Annotated in this window: 18 protein-coding genes; 1 reads left to right on the top strand and 17 read right to left on the bottom strand. The window is 62.4% G+C overall.

Features of this window, described 5'->3' with window-relative positions:
* Positions 1-2: 2 nt before the first annotated feature.
* Positions 3-2,237: a primosomal protein N' gene (locus P9255_RS18760; protein WP_309790256.1), complete on the bottom strand. Its 2,235-nt coding sequence runs from the start codon at positions 2,235-2,237 to the stop codon at positions 3-5.
* Positions 2,238-2,654: 417 nt separating this feature from the next.
* Positions 2,655-3,740, bottom strand: a complete 1,086-nt coding sequence (hemE, locus tag P9255_RS18765; RefSeq protein ID WP_309790257.1) for a uroporphyrinogen decarboxylase — start codon at positions 3,738-3,740, stop codon at positions 2,655-2,657.
* 179 nt (positions 3,741-3,919) lie between these two features.
* Between hemE and P9255_RS18770 the strand changes: the two genes are divergently transcribed.
* Positions 3,920-4,750 (top strand): transporter substrate-binding domain-containing protein, encoded by an 831-nt coding sequence (locus P9255_RS18770; protein ID WP_309790258.1) that lies wholly within the window; start codon positions 3,920-3,922, stop codon positions 4,748-4,750.
* A 4-nt stretch (positions 4,751-4,754) separates the two neighbouring features.
* Here P9255_RS18770 and P9255_RS18775 read toward each other — a convergent pair whose 3' ends face one another.
* From P9255_RS18775 to P9255_RS18845, 15 genes are all read right to left on the bottom strand, one after another.
* Positions 4,755-5,702 (bottom strand): alpha/beta hydrolase, encoded by a 948-nt coding sequence (locus P9255_RS18775; protein ID WP_309790259.1) that lies wholly within the window; start codon positions 5,700-5,702, stop codon positions 4,755-4,757.
* 113 nt (positions 5,703-5,815) lie between these two features.
* Positions 5,816-6,088 (bottom strand): hypothetical protein, encoded by a 273-nt coding sequence (locus P9255_RS18780; protein WP_309790260.1) that lies wholly within the window; start codon positions 6,086-6,088, stop codon positions 5,816-5,818.
* Positions 6,089-6,317: 229 nt separating this feature from the next.
* Positions 6,318-8,048: an AMP-binding protein gene (locus P9255_RS18785; RefSeq protein WP_309790261.1), complete on the bottom strand. Its 1,731-nt coding sequence runs from the start codon at positions 8,046-8,048 to the stop codon at positions 6,318-6,320.
* A 168-nt stretch (positions 8,049-8,216) separates the two neighbouring features.
* Entirely contained in the window at positions 8,217-8,642 is a 426-nt protein-coding gene (locus P9255_RS18790; RefSeq protein ID WP_309763744.1) for a F0F1 ATP synthase subunit epsilon, read from the bottom strand.
* Positions 8,643-8,718: 76 nt separating this feature from the next.
* On the bottom strand, positions 8,719-10,113 hold the full coding sequence (gene atpD, locus P9255_RS18795) for a F0F1 ATP synthase subunit beta (RefSeq protein WP_309763743.1): 1,395 nt from the start codon (positions 10,111-10,113) through the stop codon (positions 8,719-8,721).
* Between the two features lie 41 nt (positions 10,114-10,154).
* Positions 10,155-11,039: a F0F1 ATP synthase subunit gamma gene (gene atpG / locus P9255_RS18800; RefSeq protein WP_309763742.1), complete on the bottom strand. Its 885-nt coding sequence runs from the start codon at positions 11,037-11,039 to the stop codon at positions 10,155-10,157.
* Positions 11,040-11,101: 62 nt separating this feature from the next.
* The gene (atpA, locus tag P9255_RS18805; protein WP_309763741.1) at positions 11,102-12,643 is read right to left on the bottom strand and encodes a F0F1 ATP synthase subunit alpha; all 1,542 of its coding nucleotides are present in this window, start codon (positions 12,641-12,643) and stop codon (positions 11,102-11,104) included.
* Positions 12,644-12,700: 57 nt separating this feature from the next.
* Entirely contained in the window at positions 12,701-13,243 is a 543-nt protein-coding gene (locus P9255_RS18810) for a F0F1 ATP synthase subunit delta (protein WP_309763740.1), read from the bottom strand.
* Between the two features lie 2 nt (positions 13,244-13,245).
* Positions 13,246-13,716, bottom strand: coding sequence for a F0F1 ATP synthase subunit B (locus P9255_RS18815; RefSeq protein ID WP_309763739.1), 471 nt, complete (start codon positions 13,714-13,716; stop codon positions 13,246-13,248).
* A gap of 134 nt (positions 13,717-13,850) precedes the next feature.
* Positions 13,851-14,120 (bottom strand): F0F1 ATP synthase subunit C, encoded by a 270-nt coding sequence (gene atpE / locus P9255_RS18820; protein ID WP_309763738.1) that lies wholly within the window; start codon positions 14,118-14,120, stop codon positions 13,851-13,853.
* A gap of 90 nt (positions 14,121-14,210) precedes the next feature.
* Positions 14,211-15,062: a F0F1 ATP synthase subunit A gene (atpB, locus tag P9255_RS18825; protein ID WP_309765381.1), complete on the bottom strand. Its 852-nt coding sequence runs from the start codon at positions 15,060-15,062 to the stop codon at positions 14,211-14,213.
* A gap of 182 nt (positions 15,063-15,244) precedes the next feature.
* Positions 15,245-15,769 carry an ATP synthase subunit I gene (locus tag P9255_RS18830; protein ID WP_309763737.1) on the bottom strand — a complete coding sequence of 175 codons (525 nt, stop codon included), beginning with the start codon at positions 15,767-15,769 and terminating at the stop codon, positions 15,245-15,247.
* 285 nt (positions 15,770-16,054) lie between these two features.
* Positions 16,055-17,155: an SLC13 family permease gene (locus tag P9255_RS18835; RefSeq protein WP_309790777.1), complete on the bottom strand. Its 1,101-nt coding sequence runs from the start codon at positions 17,153-17,155 to the stop codon at positions 16,055-16,057.
* Positions 17,156-17,205: 50 nt separating this feature from the next.
* On the bottom strand, positions 17,206-18,111 hold the full coding sequence (locus tag P9255_RS18840; RefSeq protein WP_309763736.1) for a ParB/RepB/Spo0J family partition protein: 906 nt from the start codon (positions 18,109-18,111) through the stop codon (positions 17,206-17,208).
* On the bottom strand, positions 18,108-18,923 hold the full coding sequence (locus P9255_RS18845; protein ID WP_309763735.1) for a ParA family protein: 816 nt from the start codon (positions 18,921-18,923) through the stop codon (positions 18,108-18,110). The genes P9255_RS18840 and P9255_RS18845 overlap by 4 nt, the downstream gene beginning before the upstream one ends.
* Positions 18,924-18,970: the final 47 nt, after the last annotated feature.

The following is an 18,970-nucleotide window of genomic DNA, read 5'->3' on the forward strand; positions in this document are numbered from 1 at the left end:
GCTCAAACGTCGAGCGGATCGACTTCGACGTTCCAGCGCAATACGCCCTTGAGCGCGCGCAGCACCGGCTGCCACGCGCGCAACGCGGACTGCAGCGCGGCGCGCGACCCGCTCTCCAGCAGCAGTTGCGCGCGATGCACGTTGAACACCTTCACGATGGTGAGCGGCACCGGATCGTAGACCGTCACGCGATCGGCACCCGGCAAGGACGCGAACGCCGCTGCGGCTTCCGCCAGGAACGCGATGGCCGCTTCCAGCGTGCGGCCTTCGGCGCGCAGCATCGCCTGATAGACGAACGGAGGCAACCGCGCGTCGCGCCGCTCCGCGAGCGTCGCATTGGCGAAGCCCACGTAATCCTGCCGCGATAACGCCATATAAAGCGCGTGGCGCGGATAGCGCGTCTGAATCAGCACTTCGCCCGGCAGACCGGCGCGGCCTGCGCGTCCGCTCACCTGCGTCAGCTGCGCGAAAAGCCGCTCGCTCGCGCGGAAATCGTGCGAAAAGAGTGCGGTATCGGCATTCAGGACGCCGACGAGCGTCACGCGGCGAAAGTCGTGGCCCTTCGCGATCATCTGGGTGCCGACGAGGATATCGACTTCACCGGCGTGGACATCCGAAAAAAGTGCTTGTGCGCTGCCCTTGCGGCGCGTGCTGTCCGCGTCGATGCGCAACACGCGCGCGCCCGGCACGACGCTCGCGAGCGTCTCCTCGACGCGCTGCGTGCCGCGTCCCATCGGTGCAATGTCGATATTGCCGCACTCCGGACACGACTTCGGAATGCGCGATTCCCAACCGCAATGGTGACAGCGCAGCGCGCGCTCCGGCTTGTGAAGCACGGCGTAGGCGCTGCAGCGCGGACAGCCCGCGACCCAGCCGCACGCCTCGCACGAAAGAATGGGCGCGTAGCCACGGCGGTTGAGGAAGACAAGACTTTGTTCGCCTCGCTCGAGCCGCGACTTCAATGCGGCGATGAGCGGCCCCGATAACCCTTCGACTGAAGCGCGGCCGCGCCGGCGCTCTTCTTCGAGATCGATGAGCCGCACCGCCGGCAACGCAGCCTCTGCGACGGCGCGGCGCGTGAGCGTCAGGCGCGTGTAGCGCCCCTGCTCGGCCTGCCACCACGTTTCGAGCGATGGCGTCGCGGAGCCCAGCACGACCGGAATACCCAGTTGCTTCGCGCGATAAACCGCCAGATCGCGCGCGGAATAGCGCAGCCCCTCTTGCTGCTTGTACGCGGGATCGTGCTCTTCATCGACGACGATCATCGCGAGCTTCGGCGCCGACGCGAGAATCGCGAGCCGCGTGCCGAGCACGATTCGCGCGTTGCCCGTATGCGCTGCCAGCCAGTTTCGCGCACGCTCGCCTTCGGCAAGGCCGCTGTGCATCGTCACGATGGAACCTGCCGTCAACGCGGCGAAGCGCGACCGGAATGCGGCTTCGAACTGCGGCGTCAGGTTGATTTCCGGCACGAGGACGAGCGCCTGCGCGTCGGGCCGCGCGACGAGCAGTCCGGCGAGTGCGTGGAGATAGACCTCCGTCTTGCCGCTGCCCGTTACGCCATGCAGCAGGAACGGCGCGAAGCCCTGCGCGCCAGCGATGGCTTCGACCGCTTCGCGCTGTTCGTCGGTGAGGCGCGGAAGCTGCGCCGCGCCCGTCGGAGAGGGTTGCGATGGCGGGGGTTCGGGCGCTGCGTGTTCGATCCAGCCTCGTGCAAGCCAGTCGTCGAAGATGGCGGCGGCCTTCGGATGCAGCGCGCGGGCATCGGATAGCGCGAGCGGATCTTCTTCTGTCAGCGCGTCGGCGAGACGGCGAACCGCGGTTGCACGCGGCGGCAACGCGTCATGCATCTCCGCGCGGCCGGACGGCAGTAGAGCGAAGCGCGGTTCGACCGTCAGAAGCCGCTCCCAGCGCGACGCATCGCGAAATGCTTGCGGGAGTGCGGGCAGGGCCACTTCGCCGAGGCCGCGCTGGTAGTAATCCGCAGCGAAAGCGGTCAGCGCGATCCATTGCATCGACAGCGGCGGACAGCCCGTGCATAGCTTGCTCACGTGTCGCAATTTGCTGGCAGGGACATCGGTCGCCGATGTGATCTCGCAGATCAGGCCGACCACCTCGCGCCGTCCGAAGGGCACGAGCACGAGCATGCCGGGGGCCGGCGGGTCGGGCAGCGAGTAGCGATAGTCGAACAGCACGGGCATCGGCTGATCGATGGCGACGCGCACGAACAGGTCGGTCATCGCCCGGCGCGCTCGTCAGCAGCGGTGGTAGCGCAATCCCACGGCGCGACAAGCCGTGCCACGGAGAAGTTGAAGTGAAACGTCAAAAGCGCCCGTAAGTGAGCGATTTTTTTTGGATTTCCGGTGCTTTCCACAGGGCTGTGGATAACTTTGTTGAGAAGTCCGCCTTGCGTCGCCGGGAGGAATGTCACGGATCGCTTATGTGCGTTTGCCCACATTTCGGACGAAGCTGATTAAAGTTGTTGAAAAACAGGCACTTGCATCAGAAATAGAGGCACTTTATGGCTTGCACCGGCCCATATGTCTGATGGCGCGACGCAACGAACAAAATGTGCATAAGTCGATCTTGACATCCCGGCGCGCCGCGAAGGGCGGGCGATCCGGATGACGCTGCACCGCAGCATCGCCCGTTGGGAGTTACGCGGCGCGCACTTTGCGGCTGTACTGATGAACTTCATCGACCAGTTCGGCGACGTGTTCCGGCGGCGTGAACTGCGAAATGCCGTGGCCGAGGTTAAAGACGTGGCCCGGAAAATTCCCGAAGCTGTCGAGCACGCCGCGCGCTTCGGCCCGAATCGCCTCGGGCGGCGCGAAGAGTACGGACGGATCGATGTTGCCCTGAAGCGCCACGCGGCCGCCCACGCGCTCCCGCGCGACGCCGAGGTTCATCGTCCAGTCGAGACCGACTGCGTCCACGCCCGTTGCGGCGATTTCTTCCAGCCACAATCCGCCGCCCTTCGTGAACGTGATGACCGGTACGCGTGCGCCGTCGTGCTCGCGCTTCAGTCCGGCGACGACCTTCGCGATGTAGTCGAGCGAAAAGCGCTGATAAGCGCCATCGGCGAGCGCACCGCCCCAGGTGTCGAAGATCATCACGGCTTGCGCGCCCGCTCCGATCTGGGCGTTCAGATACGCGGCCACAGCACGCGCATTCACGTCCAGGATGCGATGCATCAGGTCGGGACGCGCATAAGCCATCGACTTGACAGTGCGATGGTCGTCCGAGCCGCCGCCCTCGACCATATAGCAGGCGAGCGTCCACGGACTGCCGGAGAAGCCGATGAGCGGGACTTTCTGACGGCCCTGCGCGTCCGTCAGCGCGCGGCGAATCTGACTCACGGCGTCGGTGACGTAGCGCAGCGTCGCGTCGATATCCGGCACCGCGAGGCGCTTCACGTCGTCTTCCGTGCGTACGGTGCGCTCGAAGCGCGGGCCTTCGCCCTGCACGAAGTTGAGCCCGAGGCCCATCGCGTCGGGAACCGTCAGGATGTCCGAGAAGAGGATCGCGGCGTCGAGCGGAAAGCGTTCGAGCGGTTGCAGCGTGACTTCCGTCGCGAAATCCGGATTCTTCGCGAGGCCGAGAAAACTGCCGGCTCGCGCGCGCGTCGCGTTGTATTCGGGCAGGTAGCGGCCCGCCTGGCGCATCAGCCAGATCGGCGTGTAGTCGGTCGGCTGGCGCAGCAGCGCACGCAGGAAGGTGTCGTTGAGAAGAGTCTGTGCCACGTCGCTCGGTGCTGAAGCCAGAAGAGAATCGTCCATTCTACCGGAGCGGCTGCACGTTTTCGCAGCAGCGCGGCGGCAAATCCGCACGGCCGCGCGTCTTTTCAAGATGATGTTCAGACGACCGCGTGCTCGCTATCATCGATGCCGCCTCATCGCCACAACAACAATCAGGAGCATCGATGAAACGCACGTCCTTCAGTCTCGCCACGTGTGCAGTCGCGTGGTCGGTTTTCGCATCGGGCGTCGCGTGCGCCCAGACGGTTCAGGCCGGCAGCGTCGCGCAAATCGCACCCGCGCCTGCGCCCCCCTCCTCGCGGCTCGATGAGGTTCTCGCGCGCCACACGCTGCGCGTCTGCACGACGGGCGACTACAAGCCGTATTCGTTCCTCAAGCCGGACGGGCAGTTCGAAGGCATCGACATCGATCTGGCGGACAGCCTCGCAAAGTCGCTGGGCGCGAGGGCCGAGTACGTGAAGACATCGTGGTCGAATCTGATGAACGATTTCATCGCGAAATGCGATATCGCCGTGGGCGGCGTATCGACGACGCTGGACCGCCAGAAGCGCGCGTTCTTCACCGCGCCGTACATGGAGGACGGCAAGACACCGATCGTGCGTTGCGCCGATGTCGAGAAGTATCAGACCGTCGCCGCAATCGACCAGCCGGGCGTGCGCACGATCGTCAATCCCGGGGGCACGAACGAGCGCTTCGCGAAGCAGTACTTCTCGCACTCGCAGTTGATCGAGTATCCGGACAATGTGACGATCTTCAAGCAGATCCTCGACGGCCACGCCGATGTCATGGTCACCGACGCCTCCGAAACGCTGCTGCAACAAAAGCTCAATCCCGGTCTGTGCTCGGTGCATCCCGACAAGCCGTTTCAGTTCGGCGAGAAGGCGTATCTGCTGCCGCGCGGGGACGTCGCGTGGCAGCAGTACGTCGATCAATGGCTGCATCTGACGCGTTCGACCGGCGAGTTTCAGACGGTCGTCGACAAGTGGCTCAAGTAGGCGTCTATCGCCCGGCGCGCAGCAACTCGCCAGCGCGCTCGCCGATCTTCCGCAGCCAGCCGAGCGCGGCCTCGGACTGCGTATGCAGGCGCGCGAAGCCGTGCGTCATGTCGGTGGCGTCGACCAGTTCGACGCGACCGCCGTTGGTTTCGAGAAAGCGCTTGAGCTCGAAGGCGTCGTCGTACAGCGGATCGTAGGCAGCGGCCACGATCAGCGCGCGCGCTGGCGTGCGCTCGAACGGCTCGGCCAGCGGAAAGGCGCGGACGTCGTGGTCGCCGGGGGTGACGCCGGACAGGAATTGCGTCCAGTACCACTTCATCTCGTCGTTCGTCAGTCCGGGGCCATTCGCATTGGCGATACAGCTCGCACTCTCGAATTGCCGGCGCATGACCGGGTAAAGCAGCAGTTGCAAACCGACGAGGCCCGCCACGCGCTCGTTCACGCCACGCGCCGCAACGACCGCCAGATGCGCCCCCGCGCTGTCGCCGCCGACGCCCAGCCGATCCGTCGCGAAGCCGAGGCGCGAGCGATGTTCCGCGAACCAGATCAGGGCATCGAGGGCGTCGTCGCAAGGCGCGGGGAACGGGTGCTCGGGCGCGAGGCGGTAGTCCACGCTCGCGACGGCGCACTGTGCGTCGAGCGCGAGCCGCGCGACGAGCGCGTCGTGGGTGTCGATATCGCCGACAACCCAGCCGCCGCCGTGAAAATAGACGAGCAGCGGCAACGGGCCGGGCGTCCCGCGCGGCTTATATATGCGCGCGTTGAGCGTCCGTTCTTGCAAAACAATGTCAATGTCCTCGACGGTCACAGCGTCGCCGCGTTCAAGCGCATACGCTTGCGCGACGGCCTTGAACCGCTGACGTACCGCGGATGCGTCGGCGTCCGGTGCGAGCGGCGGGAACGTTTCGGCGACTTCGCGGTAATAGCGGAGCAAAGCTGCATCAATGGTCATGCGAGTCTCCAACGATTGGTTATATGAATCGAACGAGTGTGTAGGCGTTTTCTAATCGATTTCTTCCGTCCGCACGTGCTATTTTTCTGACGATTACGCATTTAGCCGCCGCGTCAAAAAGCGGTATTTTGACGCTTGCGCGCGGCGACAGAATAAATCGGCTGAATAACCGACAATATTTGCAAGACAAAAGGCGGATTCGCGCGAGATTGTTTATCGGCGCCTTGACGGGCGCGGGTTACAACCTGAAACACTTTGTTACGGCGATCCCGATTCAATTCGCCCACAATCTGTTCAAACGGTTTCAACACGGATGGATTCGAGCGCGCAGTGCAAATACCGCGCGTTTCGGTGGTCGACGAAGGTCGAAACTCTTCCAGGGACATCGGTGTTGGGATCGTTCTTCGATTTGTGAAATGAAATCGAAGTCTCCCACAGTTGGTCTCCTCGCGCTAACCCCGTAGCGTGTGGTTTTTAGCGGGCTCCAGGCCCGCTTTTTTTTCGCCTGAACAAACGTTTGCGCTGGTCGCACGGACGTTTGTCCCATGACAGAAGGGAGCGCCATGCGCTCCCTTTGTCTTTTCCGCTCCCTTTGTCTGACCTGCGCCGTCCGGCTTATGCGGTTTTTGATTCGGCGAGTTTGAATTCGTCGATCATGCGCGCGCGCATCACGAACTTCTGCGCCTTCCCGGTGACGGTCATCGGCAGTTCATCGACAAAGCGGATATAACGCGGGATCTTGTAATGGGCGATTTGTCCTTGGCAAAACGCGCGGATATCGTCTTCGCTCGCCACTTCGCCGGGACGCACCACGACCCATGCGCATACTTCCTCGCCATACTTTTCGTCCGGCACGCCGAATACCTGCACCGACTGAATCTTCGGATGACGAAATAGAAATTCCTCGATTTCGCGCGGATACACGTTCTCGCCGCCGCGTATGACCATGTCCTTCAGGCGGCCGACAATGTTGCAGTAGCCTTCGGCGTCGATCGTCGCGAGATCGCCGGTATGCATCCATCCGTCGATGATCGCTTCGCGCGTCTTTTCGTCGTCGCCCCAGTAGCCTTTCATCACGGAATAGCCGCGCGTGCAAAGCTCGCCCGTTTCGCCGACCGGCACGATTTCGCCGAGCGGATCGACAATCTTCACTTCGAGATGCGGCTGAATGCGGCCGACCGTCGTCGTGCGCTTGTCGAGCGGGTCCGTGGTCGAGCTCTGGAACGACACGGGACTCGTTTCCGTCATCCCGTAGGCGATGGTGATTCTGGCGAGATGCATCGTCGAAACGACGCGCTTCATGGTCTCGATCGGACACGGCGAGCCGGCCATGATGCCCGTTCGCAGGCGACTCAGATCGTATTTCGCGAAGTCCGGGTGGTCCAGTTCCGCGATGAACATCGTCGGCACGCCATGCAGCGCCGTGCAACGCTCTTCGTGGACAGCGGCGAGCGTCGCGGCGGGATCGAAGGCCTCGCCGGGAAATATCATCGCCGCGCCCGTTGAGACGCACGCCAGCACCGCCAGCACCATGCCGAAGCAGTGATACAGCGGCACCGGGATGCACAGCGAATCCGCTTCGGTGAGCCGCATCGCCATCGCGATGTATCGCGCGTTGTTGACGATGTTGCGATGCGTGAGCGTCGCGCCCTTCGGATTGCCGGTCGTGCCGCTCGTGAACTGGATGTTGATCGCGTCGTCCGGCCGGAGCGTCGCTTCGAGTGCGTCGAGGTGCGCGGGATCGAGGGCGGCGCGTCCCCGGTGCATCACGTCGTCAAAGTTAAGCATGCCCGGCGTCGCGGTGGCGCCCATGCGGATCACGGCGCGCAGCTCGGGCAACCGGGCCGCTTGCAGCGCGTTGGGCTCGGCATCGGCGAGCTCGGGTGCGAGCGTCTGCAACATCTCAAGATACTTCGACGACTTGAATTGCTCCGCTGCCACAATGGCTTTACAGCCGACCTTGTTCAGCGCGTACTCGAGTTCCGCCAACCGGTACGCCGGATTGATGTTGACGAGCACAGCGCCCATGCGCGCCGTTGCGAATTGGGTCAGCAGCCATTCCACGCGATTCGGCGACCAGATGCCGACCCGGTCGCCCGCCTTCAGCCCGAGCGCGAGCAGGCCGCTTGCGAGCACATCGACTTCATGCGCGAACTCGCGCCACGTCCAGCGGATGCTTTGCTCGCGGAAAACAACAGCCGGCCGGTCCGGAAAACGCCCGACTGTTTCATGAAGGAAGCGCGATACGGTCGCATCGCTCAAGGGGATATCGGTTGCGCCGCGGACATAGGAAAGCCCGTCGCGCGGTTCGATCTGCGCGCCGGCCTGCGTCGGTTGTGTTGCCATCGATGGTCTCCGCCCGAATGAAGGCTGACTGGAAGGCCATTGTGCCCGCCGGTCGCGCGCGGGGGCATTGAGTGTTACCCGCAGCGCTTCGTGCCGTCGCATCGGGCGCGCGCATAAAAAAAGCAGCCCGAAGGCTGCTTTCTCTGACCGCTCGTGAAGCGTCGTTGCTTAGTGCTTCGCGTGCACCTTGCGCAGACGCTGGATTGCCGCGAGCTGCGCAGCCGCATACGCCAGTTCCGCTTGCGCGGTGGCGTATTCGAGTTCCGAGGTGTTGTTTTGCAACGCTTCCTCGGCGCGCTTCTTCGCTTGCTCGGCCTTCGCTTCGTCGAGATCGGCGCCGCGGATGGCGGTATCGGCGAGCACGGTCACGATGCCCGGCTGGACTTCGAGAATCCCGCCGGCCACGAACACGAACTCTTCCGAGCCGTCTTCCGCCTCGATGCGCACGGCGCCCGGACGAATGCGCGTGATGAGCGGCGTGTGACCCGGCAGAATGCCGAGCTCACCCGATTCGCCCGGCAGCGCGACGAACTTCGCCTGGCCCGAGAAGATCTGCTCTTCCGCGCTGACGACGTCTACTTTGATGGTTGCCATTTATGTCAACTCCTGTCGTCGGTTTCAATCGAGGACGCCGATGCGTGACATCGGCGTCCGCCTGACGAACCCGACCTTACTGGATCTTCTTGGCCTTTTCGAAGGCTTCGTCGATCGTGCCGACCATGTAGAACGCCTGCTCCGGCAGATGATCGCACTCGCCCTCGACGATCATCTTGAAGCCGCGGATGGTTTCCTTCAGCGGCACGTACTTGCCCGGCGAACCCGTGAACACTTCAGCAACGTGGAACGGCTGCGACAGGAAACGCTGGATCTTACGAGCGCGCGCGACCGACAGCTTGTCTTCCGGCGACAGTTCGTCCATGCCCAGAATCGCGATGATGTCGCGCAGTTCCTTGTAGCGCTGCAGCGTCTGCTGAACGCCGCGCGTGATCGAGTAGTGCTCTTCGCCGATCACGTTCGGGTCGATCTGACGCGAGGTCGAATCGAGCGGATCCACGGCGGGGTAGATACCGAGCGAAGCGATGTCACGCGACAACACGACAGTTGCGTCCAGGTGGCCGAAGGTCGTAGCCGGCGACGGGTCGGTCAAGTCGTCCGCAGGGACGTACACGGCCTGAACCGACGTGATGGAGCCGGTCTTCGTCGACGTGATGCGCTCTTGCAGCTTGCCCATTTCTTCAGCCAGCGTCGGCTGATAGCCCACTGCCGAAGGCATACGGCCGAGCAGTGCGGACACTTCCGTACCCGCCAGCGTGAAACGATAGATGTTGTCAACGAAGAACAGCACGTCGAGACCTTCGTCACGGAAGTGCTCGGCCATCGTCAGACCGGTCAGCGCGACGCGCAGACGGTTGCCCGGCGGCTCGTTCATCTGGCCGTACACCAGCGCGACCTTGTCGAGAACGTTCGAGTCCTTCATTTCGTGATAGAAGTCGTTCCCTTCACGGGTACGCTCACCCACACCGGCGAACACGGAATAACCGCCGTGTTCCTTCGCGATGTTGTTGATGAGTTCCATCATGTTCACGGTTTTGCCCACGCCCGCACCGCCGAACAGGCCGACCTTGCCGCCCTTGGCGAACGGGCAGATCAGGTCGATAACCTTGATGCCGGTTTCGAGCAGTTCGGTCGACGGCGACAGTTCGTCGAACGAAGGTGCAGCCTGGTGGATCGAGCGCAGGTTCGCGCTGTCGATCGGGCCGGCTTCGTCGATCGGGCGGCCGAGCACGTCCATGATGCGGCCGAGCGTCGGCTTGCCCACCGGCACGCTGATGGGCTTGCCGGTGTTCTTGACCATCGTGCCGCGGCGCAGGCCGTCGGACGCACCCAGACAGATGGTGCGGACCACGCCGTCGCCCAGCTGCTGCTGGACTTCGAGCGTCAGTTCGGTGCCTTCCAGAATGAGCGCGTCGTAAATCTTCGGCATTTGCGCACGCGGAAATTCCACGTCGATAACGGCGCCGATGCACTGTACGATCTTGCCTTCTACCAAAGCAGTAGTACTCATCGCATTTCCTTTAGATACTGTGTTCTTTCACGCGGTCAGACTCAGACCGCTGCGGCGCCGCCGACGATTTCCGACAATTCTTTCGTAATCGCGGCCTGGCGGCTCTTGTTATAGACGAGCTGCAGTTCGTTGATCACTTGCTTCGCGTTGTCGGACGCGGCCTTCATCGCGACCATGCGCGCCGACTGCTCGGACGCCATGTTTTCCGCGACCGCCTGATACACGAGCGCTTCCACGTAGCGCACGAGCAGGTCGTCCACCACCGTCTGAGCGTCCGGCTCGTAGATGTAGTCCCACGACGTCTTCGGCGTATCAGCGTCCGCGTTCTTCTGATTGAGGTCGTCAACCGACAGCGGCAGCAATTGCTCGATCACCGCTTCCTGCTTCATCGTATTGACGAAGCGCGTGTACGCCAGGTACACCGCGTTGATCTTGCCTTCCGAATACAGGTCGAGCTGCACCTTGATCGCGCCGATCAGCTTTTCCAGATGCGGCGTATCGCCCAGTTGCGTGACTTGCGACACGACCTTGGCGCGCAGCCGGTTCAGGAAGCCGAGCCCCTTGCCGCCGATAGCCGACGCCTCGACGGACACGCCGCTCTGATCCAGCTCTTTGATCTTGGTCAGCGACGCACGCAGGATGTTCGTGTTCATGCCGCCGCACAGACCCTTGTCGGTCGTGACGAGGATCAGGCCGGCCGTCTTCGCGCCCTCGTTCTTCACCATGAACGGGTGACGATACTCGGGGTTCGCTGCGCTCATGTGCGCGGCGATTGCGCGGACCTTGTCGGCATACGGACGGGCGGAACGCATGCGCTCCTGGGCGCGGCGCATCTTCGATGCGGCGACCATTTCCATCGCTTTCGTGATCTTTCGCGTGTTTTGCACGCTCTTGATCTTGCCGCGAATTTCCTTCATTCCAGCCATTGCTTACTCCTTGATCGAAGCCGCGCGGCGCCTTCGCGCCGCGCGTTTCTCCTCTGTCCCGATCAATAAGCGCCCGACTTCTTGAAGTCCTTCAGCGCGGCATGCAGTGCGCCTTCGTCGTCCTTCGACAAGTCTTTGTTGTCTTCGATGCGCTTAATCAGATCGGCATGGCTCGTCTTCAGGTATTCGCGCATGCCCTTTTCAAACGGCAGGACTTGCGAGACTTCCAGATCGTCGAGATAGCCGTTGTTGGCCGCGAACAGCGCCACCGACAGCTCCCACACCTGCAGCGGCTGATATTGCGGCTGCTTTAGCAGTTCCGTCACGCGGCGGCCGCGCTCCAACTGCTTGCGGGTGGCTTCGTCGAGGTCCGACGCGAACTGTGCGAATGCAGCCAGTTCACGATACTGCGCGAGGTCGGTACGGATACCGCCCGACAGCTTCTTCACGACCTTGGTCTGAGCCGCACCACCGACGCGCGACACCGACACGCCCGCGTTGATCGCAGGGCGGATACCGGCGTTGAACAGGTCGGTTTCCAGGAAGATCTGGCCATCGGTAATCGAGATGACGTTCGTCGGAACGAACGCGGTCACGTCGCCGGCTTGGGTTTCGATGACCGGCAGCGCCGTCAGCGAGCCGCTCTTGCCCTTCACTTCGCCGTTGGTGAACTTCTCGACGTACTCTTCCGAGACGCGAGCGGCACGCTCGAGCAGACGCGAGTGCAGATAGAACACGTCACCGGGATACGCCTCACGGCCCGGCGGACGGCGCAGCAACAGCGAAATCTGACGATACGCCCATGCTTGCTTGGTCAAATCGTCATAGACGATCAACGCGTCCTGGCCGCGATCGCGGAAGTATTCGCCCATCGTGCAGCCGGCGTACGGCGCGAGGTATTGCATCGCAGCTGATTCCGAAGCCGAAGCCGCCACGACGATGGTGTAAGCCATCGCGCCGGTTTCTTCGAGCTTGCGCACCACGTTCATGATCGACGAAGCCTTCTGGCCGATCGCGACGTAGATACAGATGAGGTCCTTGCCCTTCTGGTTGATGATCGCGTCGACAGCGACGGCGCTCTTGCCGCACTGACGGTCGCCGATGATCAGCTCGCGCTGGCCGCGGCCGATCGGCACCATTGCGTCGATCGACTTGAGACCCGTTTGCACCGGCTGCGACACCGACTTACGCCAGATCACGCCCGGAGCGATCTTTTCGATCGCGTCGGTCATCTTCGCGTTGACCGGACCCTTGCCGTCGATGGGGTTGCCGAGTGCATCGACCACGCGGCCGATCAGTTCGGGACCAACCGGCACTTCGAGAATGCGGCCCGTCGTCTTGACGATGTCGCCTTCCGTGATGTGCTCGTACTCACCGAGAATAACGGCGCCGACCGAGTCGCGCTCGAGGTTCAACGCGAGGCCGAACGTGTTGCCCGGGAATTCGAGCATTTCGCCCTGCATCACGTCCGACAGGCCGTGGATACGCACGATACCGTCGGTCACGGAGATCACGGTGCCCTGGTTGCGAACGTCCGCGCTCGCTTCAAGGCCCTGGATCCGGCTCTTGATCAGCTCGCTGATCTCAGAGGGATTGAGTTGCATTATTCGCTCCTGATAGTCAATTCTGTTGCGTGCCAGCTAAGGCGCTTCCGGGAAGCGTCAGGCGGTCAGAGCCGTCTGCATGCTGGCGAGGCGCGCGCGGACCGAGGTATCGAGCACTTCGTCGCCGACCGTCACGCGAACGCCGCCGATCAGCGACTGATCGACTTCGACGATCGGCTTCAGCTTGCGCTCGAACTTGCGTTCGAGGCTTGCGACCAAGTCGTTCAACTGTGCGCCTTCGAGGGGGAACGCGCTGACGATATACGCGTCGGCCGCACCTTCACGGGCGTTCTTCAGCTCGTCGAACTGGACGGCGATCTCGGGCAGCAGCGGCAGGCGATGATTCTCCACCAACATGCGCACGAAATTCTTCGCCTGAGCATTGCTCTGAGCGAGCGGCGACTTCACCGCGGCGAGCAGCAAATCCGTGATCTGCTCGCGGCTCACCTTCGGGCTCGAGGCGACCGTTTCCACTTCGGGCAGACGCGCAACCTGTGCCAGCTCCTCGACGAAGGTGGACCAGCCCGCGAGATCGCCGGTTTCGGCCACGCGGAACAGCGCTTCTGCGTAAGGACGAGCGATGGTTGCAAGTTCGGCCATGATCAGAGCTCGGTTTTGAGTTGATTCAGCAGGTCGGCGTGAGCCTTCTGATCGACTTCGCGCTTCAGAATTTGCTCGGCGCCCTTGACGGCCAGCGCGGCGACTTCGGCGCGCAGTGCTTCGCGAGCCTTGACGATTTGCTGGTCGGCGTCCGCCTTGGCTTGCGCGACGATGCGCGCGGCTTCTGCCTGAGCGTTAGCCTTGATTTCGTCGGCGACGGCGGCAGCGCGCTTTTCAGCGTCAGCAATACGCTGCTGGCCGTCGTTGCGTGCCTGGGCGAGTTCCTGGTCGACGCGCTTATGCGCAGCTTCGAGTTCCGCCTTGCCCTTGTCGGCGGCGGCGAGGCCGTCGGCAATCTTCTTCGAGCGCTCGTCGAGGGCGTTGATCAACGGCGGCCACACGAACTTCATCGTGAACCACGCGAGGATCAGAAACACGACCATTTGCGCAAACAGGGTTGCGTTGAGATTCACGGTGTTTCCTTAAACGTTGCTTTTCGGGAGAGTGAAACGGTTAAAAGGCGCTAACCGGCTGTTGTGCTCGATCAGCGCCTCACCGTTCCGGTTTGCGTCATGTCAAAAGATCAGACGCACACTTCCGAGGAACCTCAGCCGCCGAGACGTGCGAGCAGCGGGTTCGCGAACGCAAACAGCATTGCCACACCAACGCCGATCAGGAACGCCGCGTCGATCAGACCAGCCAACAGGAACATCTTGGTCTGCAGCGGGTTCATCAGTTCAGGCTGACGCGCGCAAGCCTCGATGTACTTGCCGCCCATCAGACCGATACCGATACAGGCGCCGATTGCACCCAGGCCGATGATGATGCCGATACCGACGGCGGTCAGACCCTGGATGTTGGCGATGAAAGCTTGCATGATCACTCCTTTGATTGAAGACTTTAGAACTTGATTTATGAAGATTGAAACGTAGAACCGTTGGCGATTCCGAACTGCGGCAGTGTCGCGTTAATGCGTGTCATGAGCCTGGCCGATATACACCAGCGTCAGCATCATGAAGATGAAAGCCTGCAGAAACACGATCAGGATGTGGAAAATCGCCCAGATCGTACCCGCGGCCACGTGGCCGATAAAGCCAAGTACGGAGGCGTCCGCGCTGAAGTGCCACATGCTGCCGAGCAACGCGATGAGCAGGAACAGCAGTTCGCCGGCGTACATGTTGCCGAACAGCCGCATGCCGAGCGACACTGTCTTGGCCACGAACTCGATGATGTTCAGCGCGAGGTTCGGAATCCACAAGACCGGATGCGCGCCGAACGGAGCGGACAGCAGTTCGTGCACGAAGCCGCCGGCGCCCTTGATCTTGAAGTTGTAGTAGATCATCAGAATGAAGACGCCCAGCGCGATGCCGATGGTGCCGTTGAGGTCAGCCGTCGGAACGATGCGGTGGTGGGGCAGGACGTTTTCGAGACCGAGCCAGCCGATAACGCGGCCAGGCAGGTCCACCGGGATGAAGTCGAGCGAGTTCATCAGGGCGACCCAGACGAACACGGTCAGCGCGAGCGGCGCGATGAAGCGGCGGTTGCCGTGGATCATCGACTTCGACTGATCTTCCACCATCTCCACGAGCATTTCGATAGCGCACTGGAAGCGGCCGGGTACACCGGACGTCGCCTTACGCGCCGCGAGGCCGAGGATGATGATGGTCAAAAGGCCACACAGAATGGACCAGAACAGCGTGTCCAGATTCCAGACGTGGATGTCGAAAATCGACGTCTGGTGGTGCGTGGAAAGATTCTGCAAGTGGTGCGCAATGTACTCGGACGGATCCAGAGCGTGCGTTCCTTCGCTAGCTGCCATATCGTTAAAGCCACCCAAATTGTCAAAAATCTTTCGACGCCAGCCGCTCCGAGCCGCCGCTTCGCGTTGCGGCTCCAGGCGGAAGGCCCGTGTGCGGAACACCCTCCGCACTTGTCTCATGCTAGTTGCCGGTCAGCCGCCCCGCACTTACCTGGGGGGTCATGTTCCGGCCAGGCGCCGCATCAACGCAGCGCCATTGCAATCCAGTACGTCTTTAACGCGACGATGTACGTGACGAGCAGCGGTAGCCACAGCGCATTCTTGTACCAGAACGCGACCGCGACGAACATAGCAATCGTCGCACCCATCTTGATTGCTTCGCCGACCATCCAGCTCATGATCGTCTCGGCACCCGTCTTCGCTTGCAGGCGCGCCGCGAACAACGCGGCAGGCAGCCAGCAGATCGCCCCTCCCATGAAGGCGGACAGCGCAGCATCCCCCGGTGGCTTGTAAAACAGCCACCACAGCAGCGTCGCACCCAGGGACAAAACCATTTGCGCTGCCACGACCTTGAACGGCGTGACACGCGATGGACGACTCACTTCGGGTCCAAACAGCTTTTCTGCCTGATCCCGCGTGAGCGGAACGATATTGTTATCTTGCGCTTCGGCCTCCCACGAGTCCTCCAACGAACTTCGCGGCTGATTTCCGGTGGCGTTGCTGTCGCCGGTCGAGCGAGCGCTGGCTTGCATGTTTCGTTCGCGCATTTGCTTCGCGTTTTGCTCGAGACTCGCGCGCGATTCACTCTCGCGCCGTCTCCGAGCCCTCAACCGAGAGAACCGAAAGTCCGGGAAATCACCTTGCGCTTTCGTCGCGCTTTCGAGGTGGCCTAGCTGATAAATCCGGGGGATTGTAAGCGATTGTTGTCACGGATTCAATAGTTTAGGTGTGTCAAAAGCCAAGCAGACGAAGCCTAAAAAATGGTCTCGAAACCGAGATTTTTCTTGTGACTGCAAGCAGATTTTCAGATTCCGTCCGATGCGCGGATGGCATCAGACGAGGAGCCATCCAATTGCGGCGGCGGCGATCCAGAACGGAATGGAGACTGCGTGGAAGCGCATCCACATCGCCTTTTCGCCGGACAGTCGCACGGCGATGAGATTCGCGAGCGAGCCGATCGCGATGCCGAATCCGCCGACGCTCACGCCGAAGGCGAGTGCCCGCCAATCCTTCGAAAACTCGGCGAGCACGATCGCCGCCGGCACGTTGCTGATGCCTTGCGATAACACCGCGCCGGCAGCGAACGCGCGCGCGGGCGAATCGATGCCCATATGCGCGATTGCGTCGTGAACCGATGGCAACGCCGCCGCGCTCCGAAGCACGATGAACATCAGCACGAAGATGAGCAGCAGCAGCCAGTCGATCTTCAAGACGATCTCACGTCGCCACAACAGGAAGCCGATGGCGACCGCGGCAAGTCCGGGTCCCGCGTGATGCGCGTCCGCGAGCGCGACGAAGGCCGCAAACGCCACTGCGCTGACGCCGCAAAGCACGCGGTCGACGGAATGCGCTTCAACATCGCCCGAAAGGTCGAGCGGCGTGGCGCGAAACATCGCGAACGTCATTACGGCGAGCAGCGCCATCAGCGCCGCACATAGCGGCAAGAGCGCCCATACAAACGCGCCGAACGACACGCCGCTCGTTTGCCAGAGGAAGAGATTCTGAGGATTCCCAAGCGGTGTGAGAATCGACCCCGCATTAACGGCCAGCGCGATTACGATTACGAGCCGCTTCATGGGCAGCGGCGCAAGTTTGTTGAGCGACAACGCAAGCGGCACGACGGCGAACAGCGCGACGTCGTTCGTCAGCACCGTAGATAACGCGGCCGCCAGCGCGACGAGAAACAGCGCGAGCCCCCTCTCTCCGTGGATGTGATGCACGAGGCGATGCGCCGCCCACATCAGGAATCCTGAGTATTCGATTGCCTTCGTAAGAATGAGCAGTCCCGCGAGCGTCAGCACCGTCTGCCAGTCGACGAGGCCCGGCAGCGACGACCAGGAGCGCGGACGCGAGACCTGCAGCACGACGAGCGCCGCAACGAGAATCGTGAGAACCGGCTCTTTGCAAACGGTTTTCCAGACGCGCGTCAGCACATCGGGCGGCGCGCCCTTTGCGTTGTATTCGGACAAGGTCGCGCGCGCGGTCAGACCGCCGTCGTCGGCGTTTCGACGCTGCTACCGCGCAGCTTCGTCAGAATGCCTTCGAGTGCGTCGAGGTTGCCGAAATCGATCGTGACCTTTCCCCGGCCCCTGCCGCCAAGCTTGATCTTGACGCTGGCTGCCAGGATATCCGACAGCTCTTCTTCGAGGCGTCGCGTATCGCGGCCGCCGTCGCTGGCAGGACGCGCTTTCGTGGCGGGCGTCTGCTTGAGCGTCGCCGCGACGAGGCGCTCGGTTTCACGCACCGACAGACGCCGGTTCACGACGTGATTCGCGAGCTGAATCTGCGTCGCGGCATCCACGGCGAGCAGCGCGCGCGCGTGGCCCATGTCGAGATCGCCGGCCAGCAGCATCGTCTGGACCGGCGTTGCGAGATTCAGAAGGCGCAGCAGGTTCGACACTGCACTGCGCGAGCGCCCGACCGCTTCGGCTGCCTGCTCGTGCGTGAAGGTGAACTCATCGAGCAGGCGTTGGATGCCCTGCGCCTCTTCCAGCGGATTCAAGTCCTCGCGCTGAATGTTCTCGATCAGCGCCATCGCGGCGGCCGCCTGGTCGGGCACGTTCTTCACGAGCACCGGCACTTCCTCGAGCCCGGCGAGGCGCGCTGCGCGGAACCGGCGCTCGCCGGCGATGATTTCATACTGCTGATCGGCAACCGAACGCACGAGAATCGGCTGCATCAGACCCTGCGCGCGGATACTCGCCGCAAGCTCCTGCAACGCGCCTTCATCCATGCGCGTACGGGGCTGATACTTGCCGGCTTGCAGCTTATCGAGCGACAACACCGTCGGCGTGCCCTCGCCGCGCACGGCTTCCGTGATATCCACGCTACCGCCGAGCAACGCGTCCAGGCCGCGGCCGAGACCCTTCTTCTTCATCACTGCGCTCATTTCGGTTCCTCCGTCGGCGTTTCCTGCCGCATCGAATGGGGTTGCAGCGCGCGGACGCGCTCGATCATTTCAGTGCCGAACTGGATATACGCCTGCGCGCCGCGCGATGACTTGTCGAACACGACGCCCGGCAGCCCGTAACTTGGCGCCTCGGCAAGACGCACGTTGCGCGGGATGACGACATCAAAAACCTTGTCGCCGAAATGCGCCTTCAGTTGATCTGAAACCTGTTGCTGCAGCGTGATTCGCGGGTCGAACATCACGCGCAACAAGCCGATCACCTTCAGGTCACGGTTCAGGTTCGCGTGAATTTGTTTAATTGTGTTGACGAGGTCGGACAAGCCTTCCAGCGCGAAATATTCGCATTGCATAGGGATGACGACGCCGTGTGCGGCGCACAGCGCGTTCAGCGTCAACAGCGACAGCGCCGGAGGACAATCGATCAGTACGAAATCATAGTCCCGAACTATGTCGTCGATGGCAGCACGGAGAATGCGTTCGCGATTCTCCATCGCGACCAGTTCGACTTCGGCGCCTGCCAATTCCCGATTGGCCGGCAGCACATCATAGCCAACCGCCTCGGGCCGCACGCGCGCTTCGCGGATGGTGACGCCGTCGACGAGCACCTCATACACCGTGTTCTCGCACGCGGCCTTATCGACGCCGCTGCCCATCGTCGCGTTGCCCTGCGGGTCAAGGTCGATCAGCAAGACGCGTTGTTTGAGCCCGACGAGGCTCGCCGCGAGGTTGACTGCGGTCGTGGTTTTTCCAACGCCGCCCTTCTGATTTGCGACGCAGAAGATTTTTGCCATCGTTAGTGTCCTCGTTACTTCGCTGTCAGAAGATCAGCATGGCTGAG

The sequence above is a fragment of the Caballeronia sp. LZ019 genome (assembly GCF_031450825.1).
Lineage (GTDB): Bacteria > Pseudomonadota > Gammaproteobacteria > Burkholderiales > Burkholderiaceae > Caballeronia.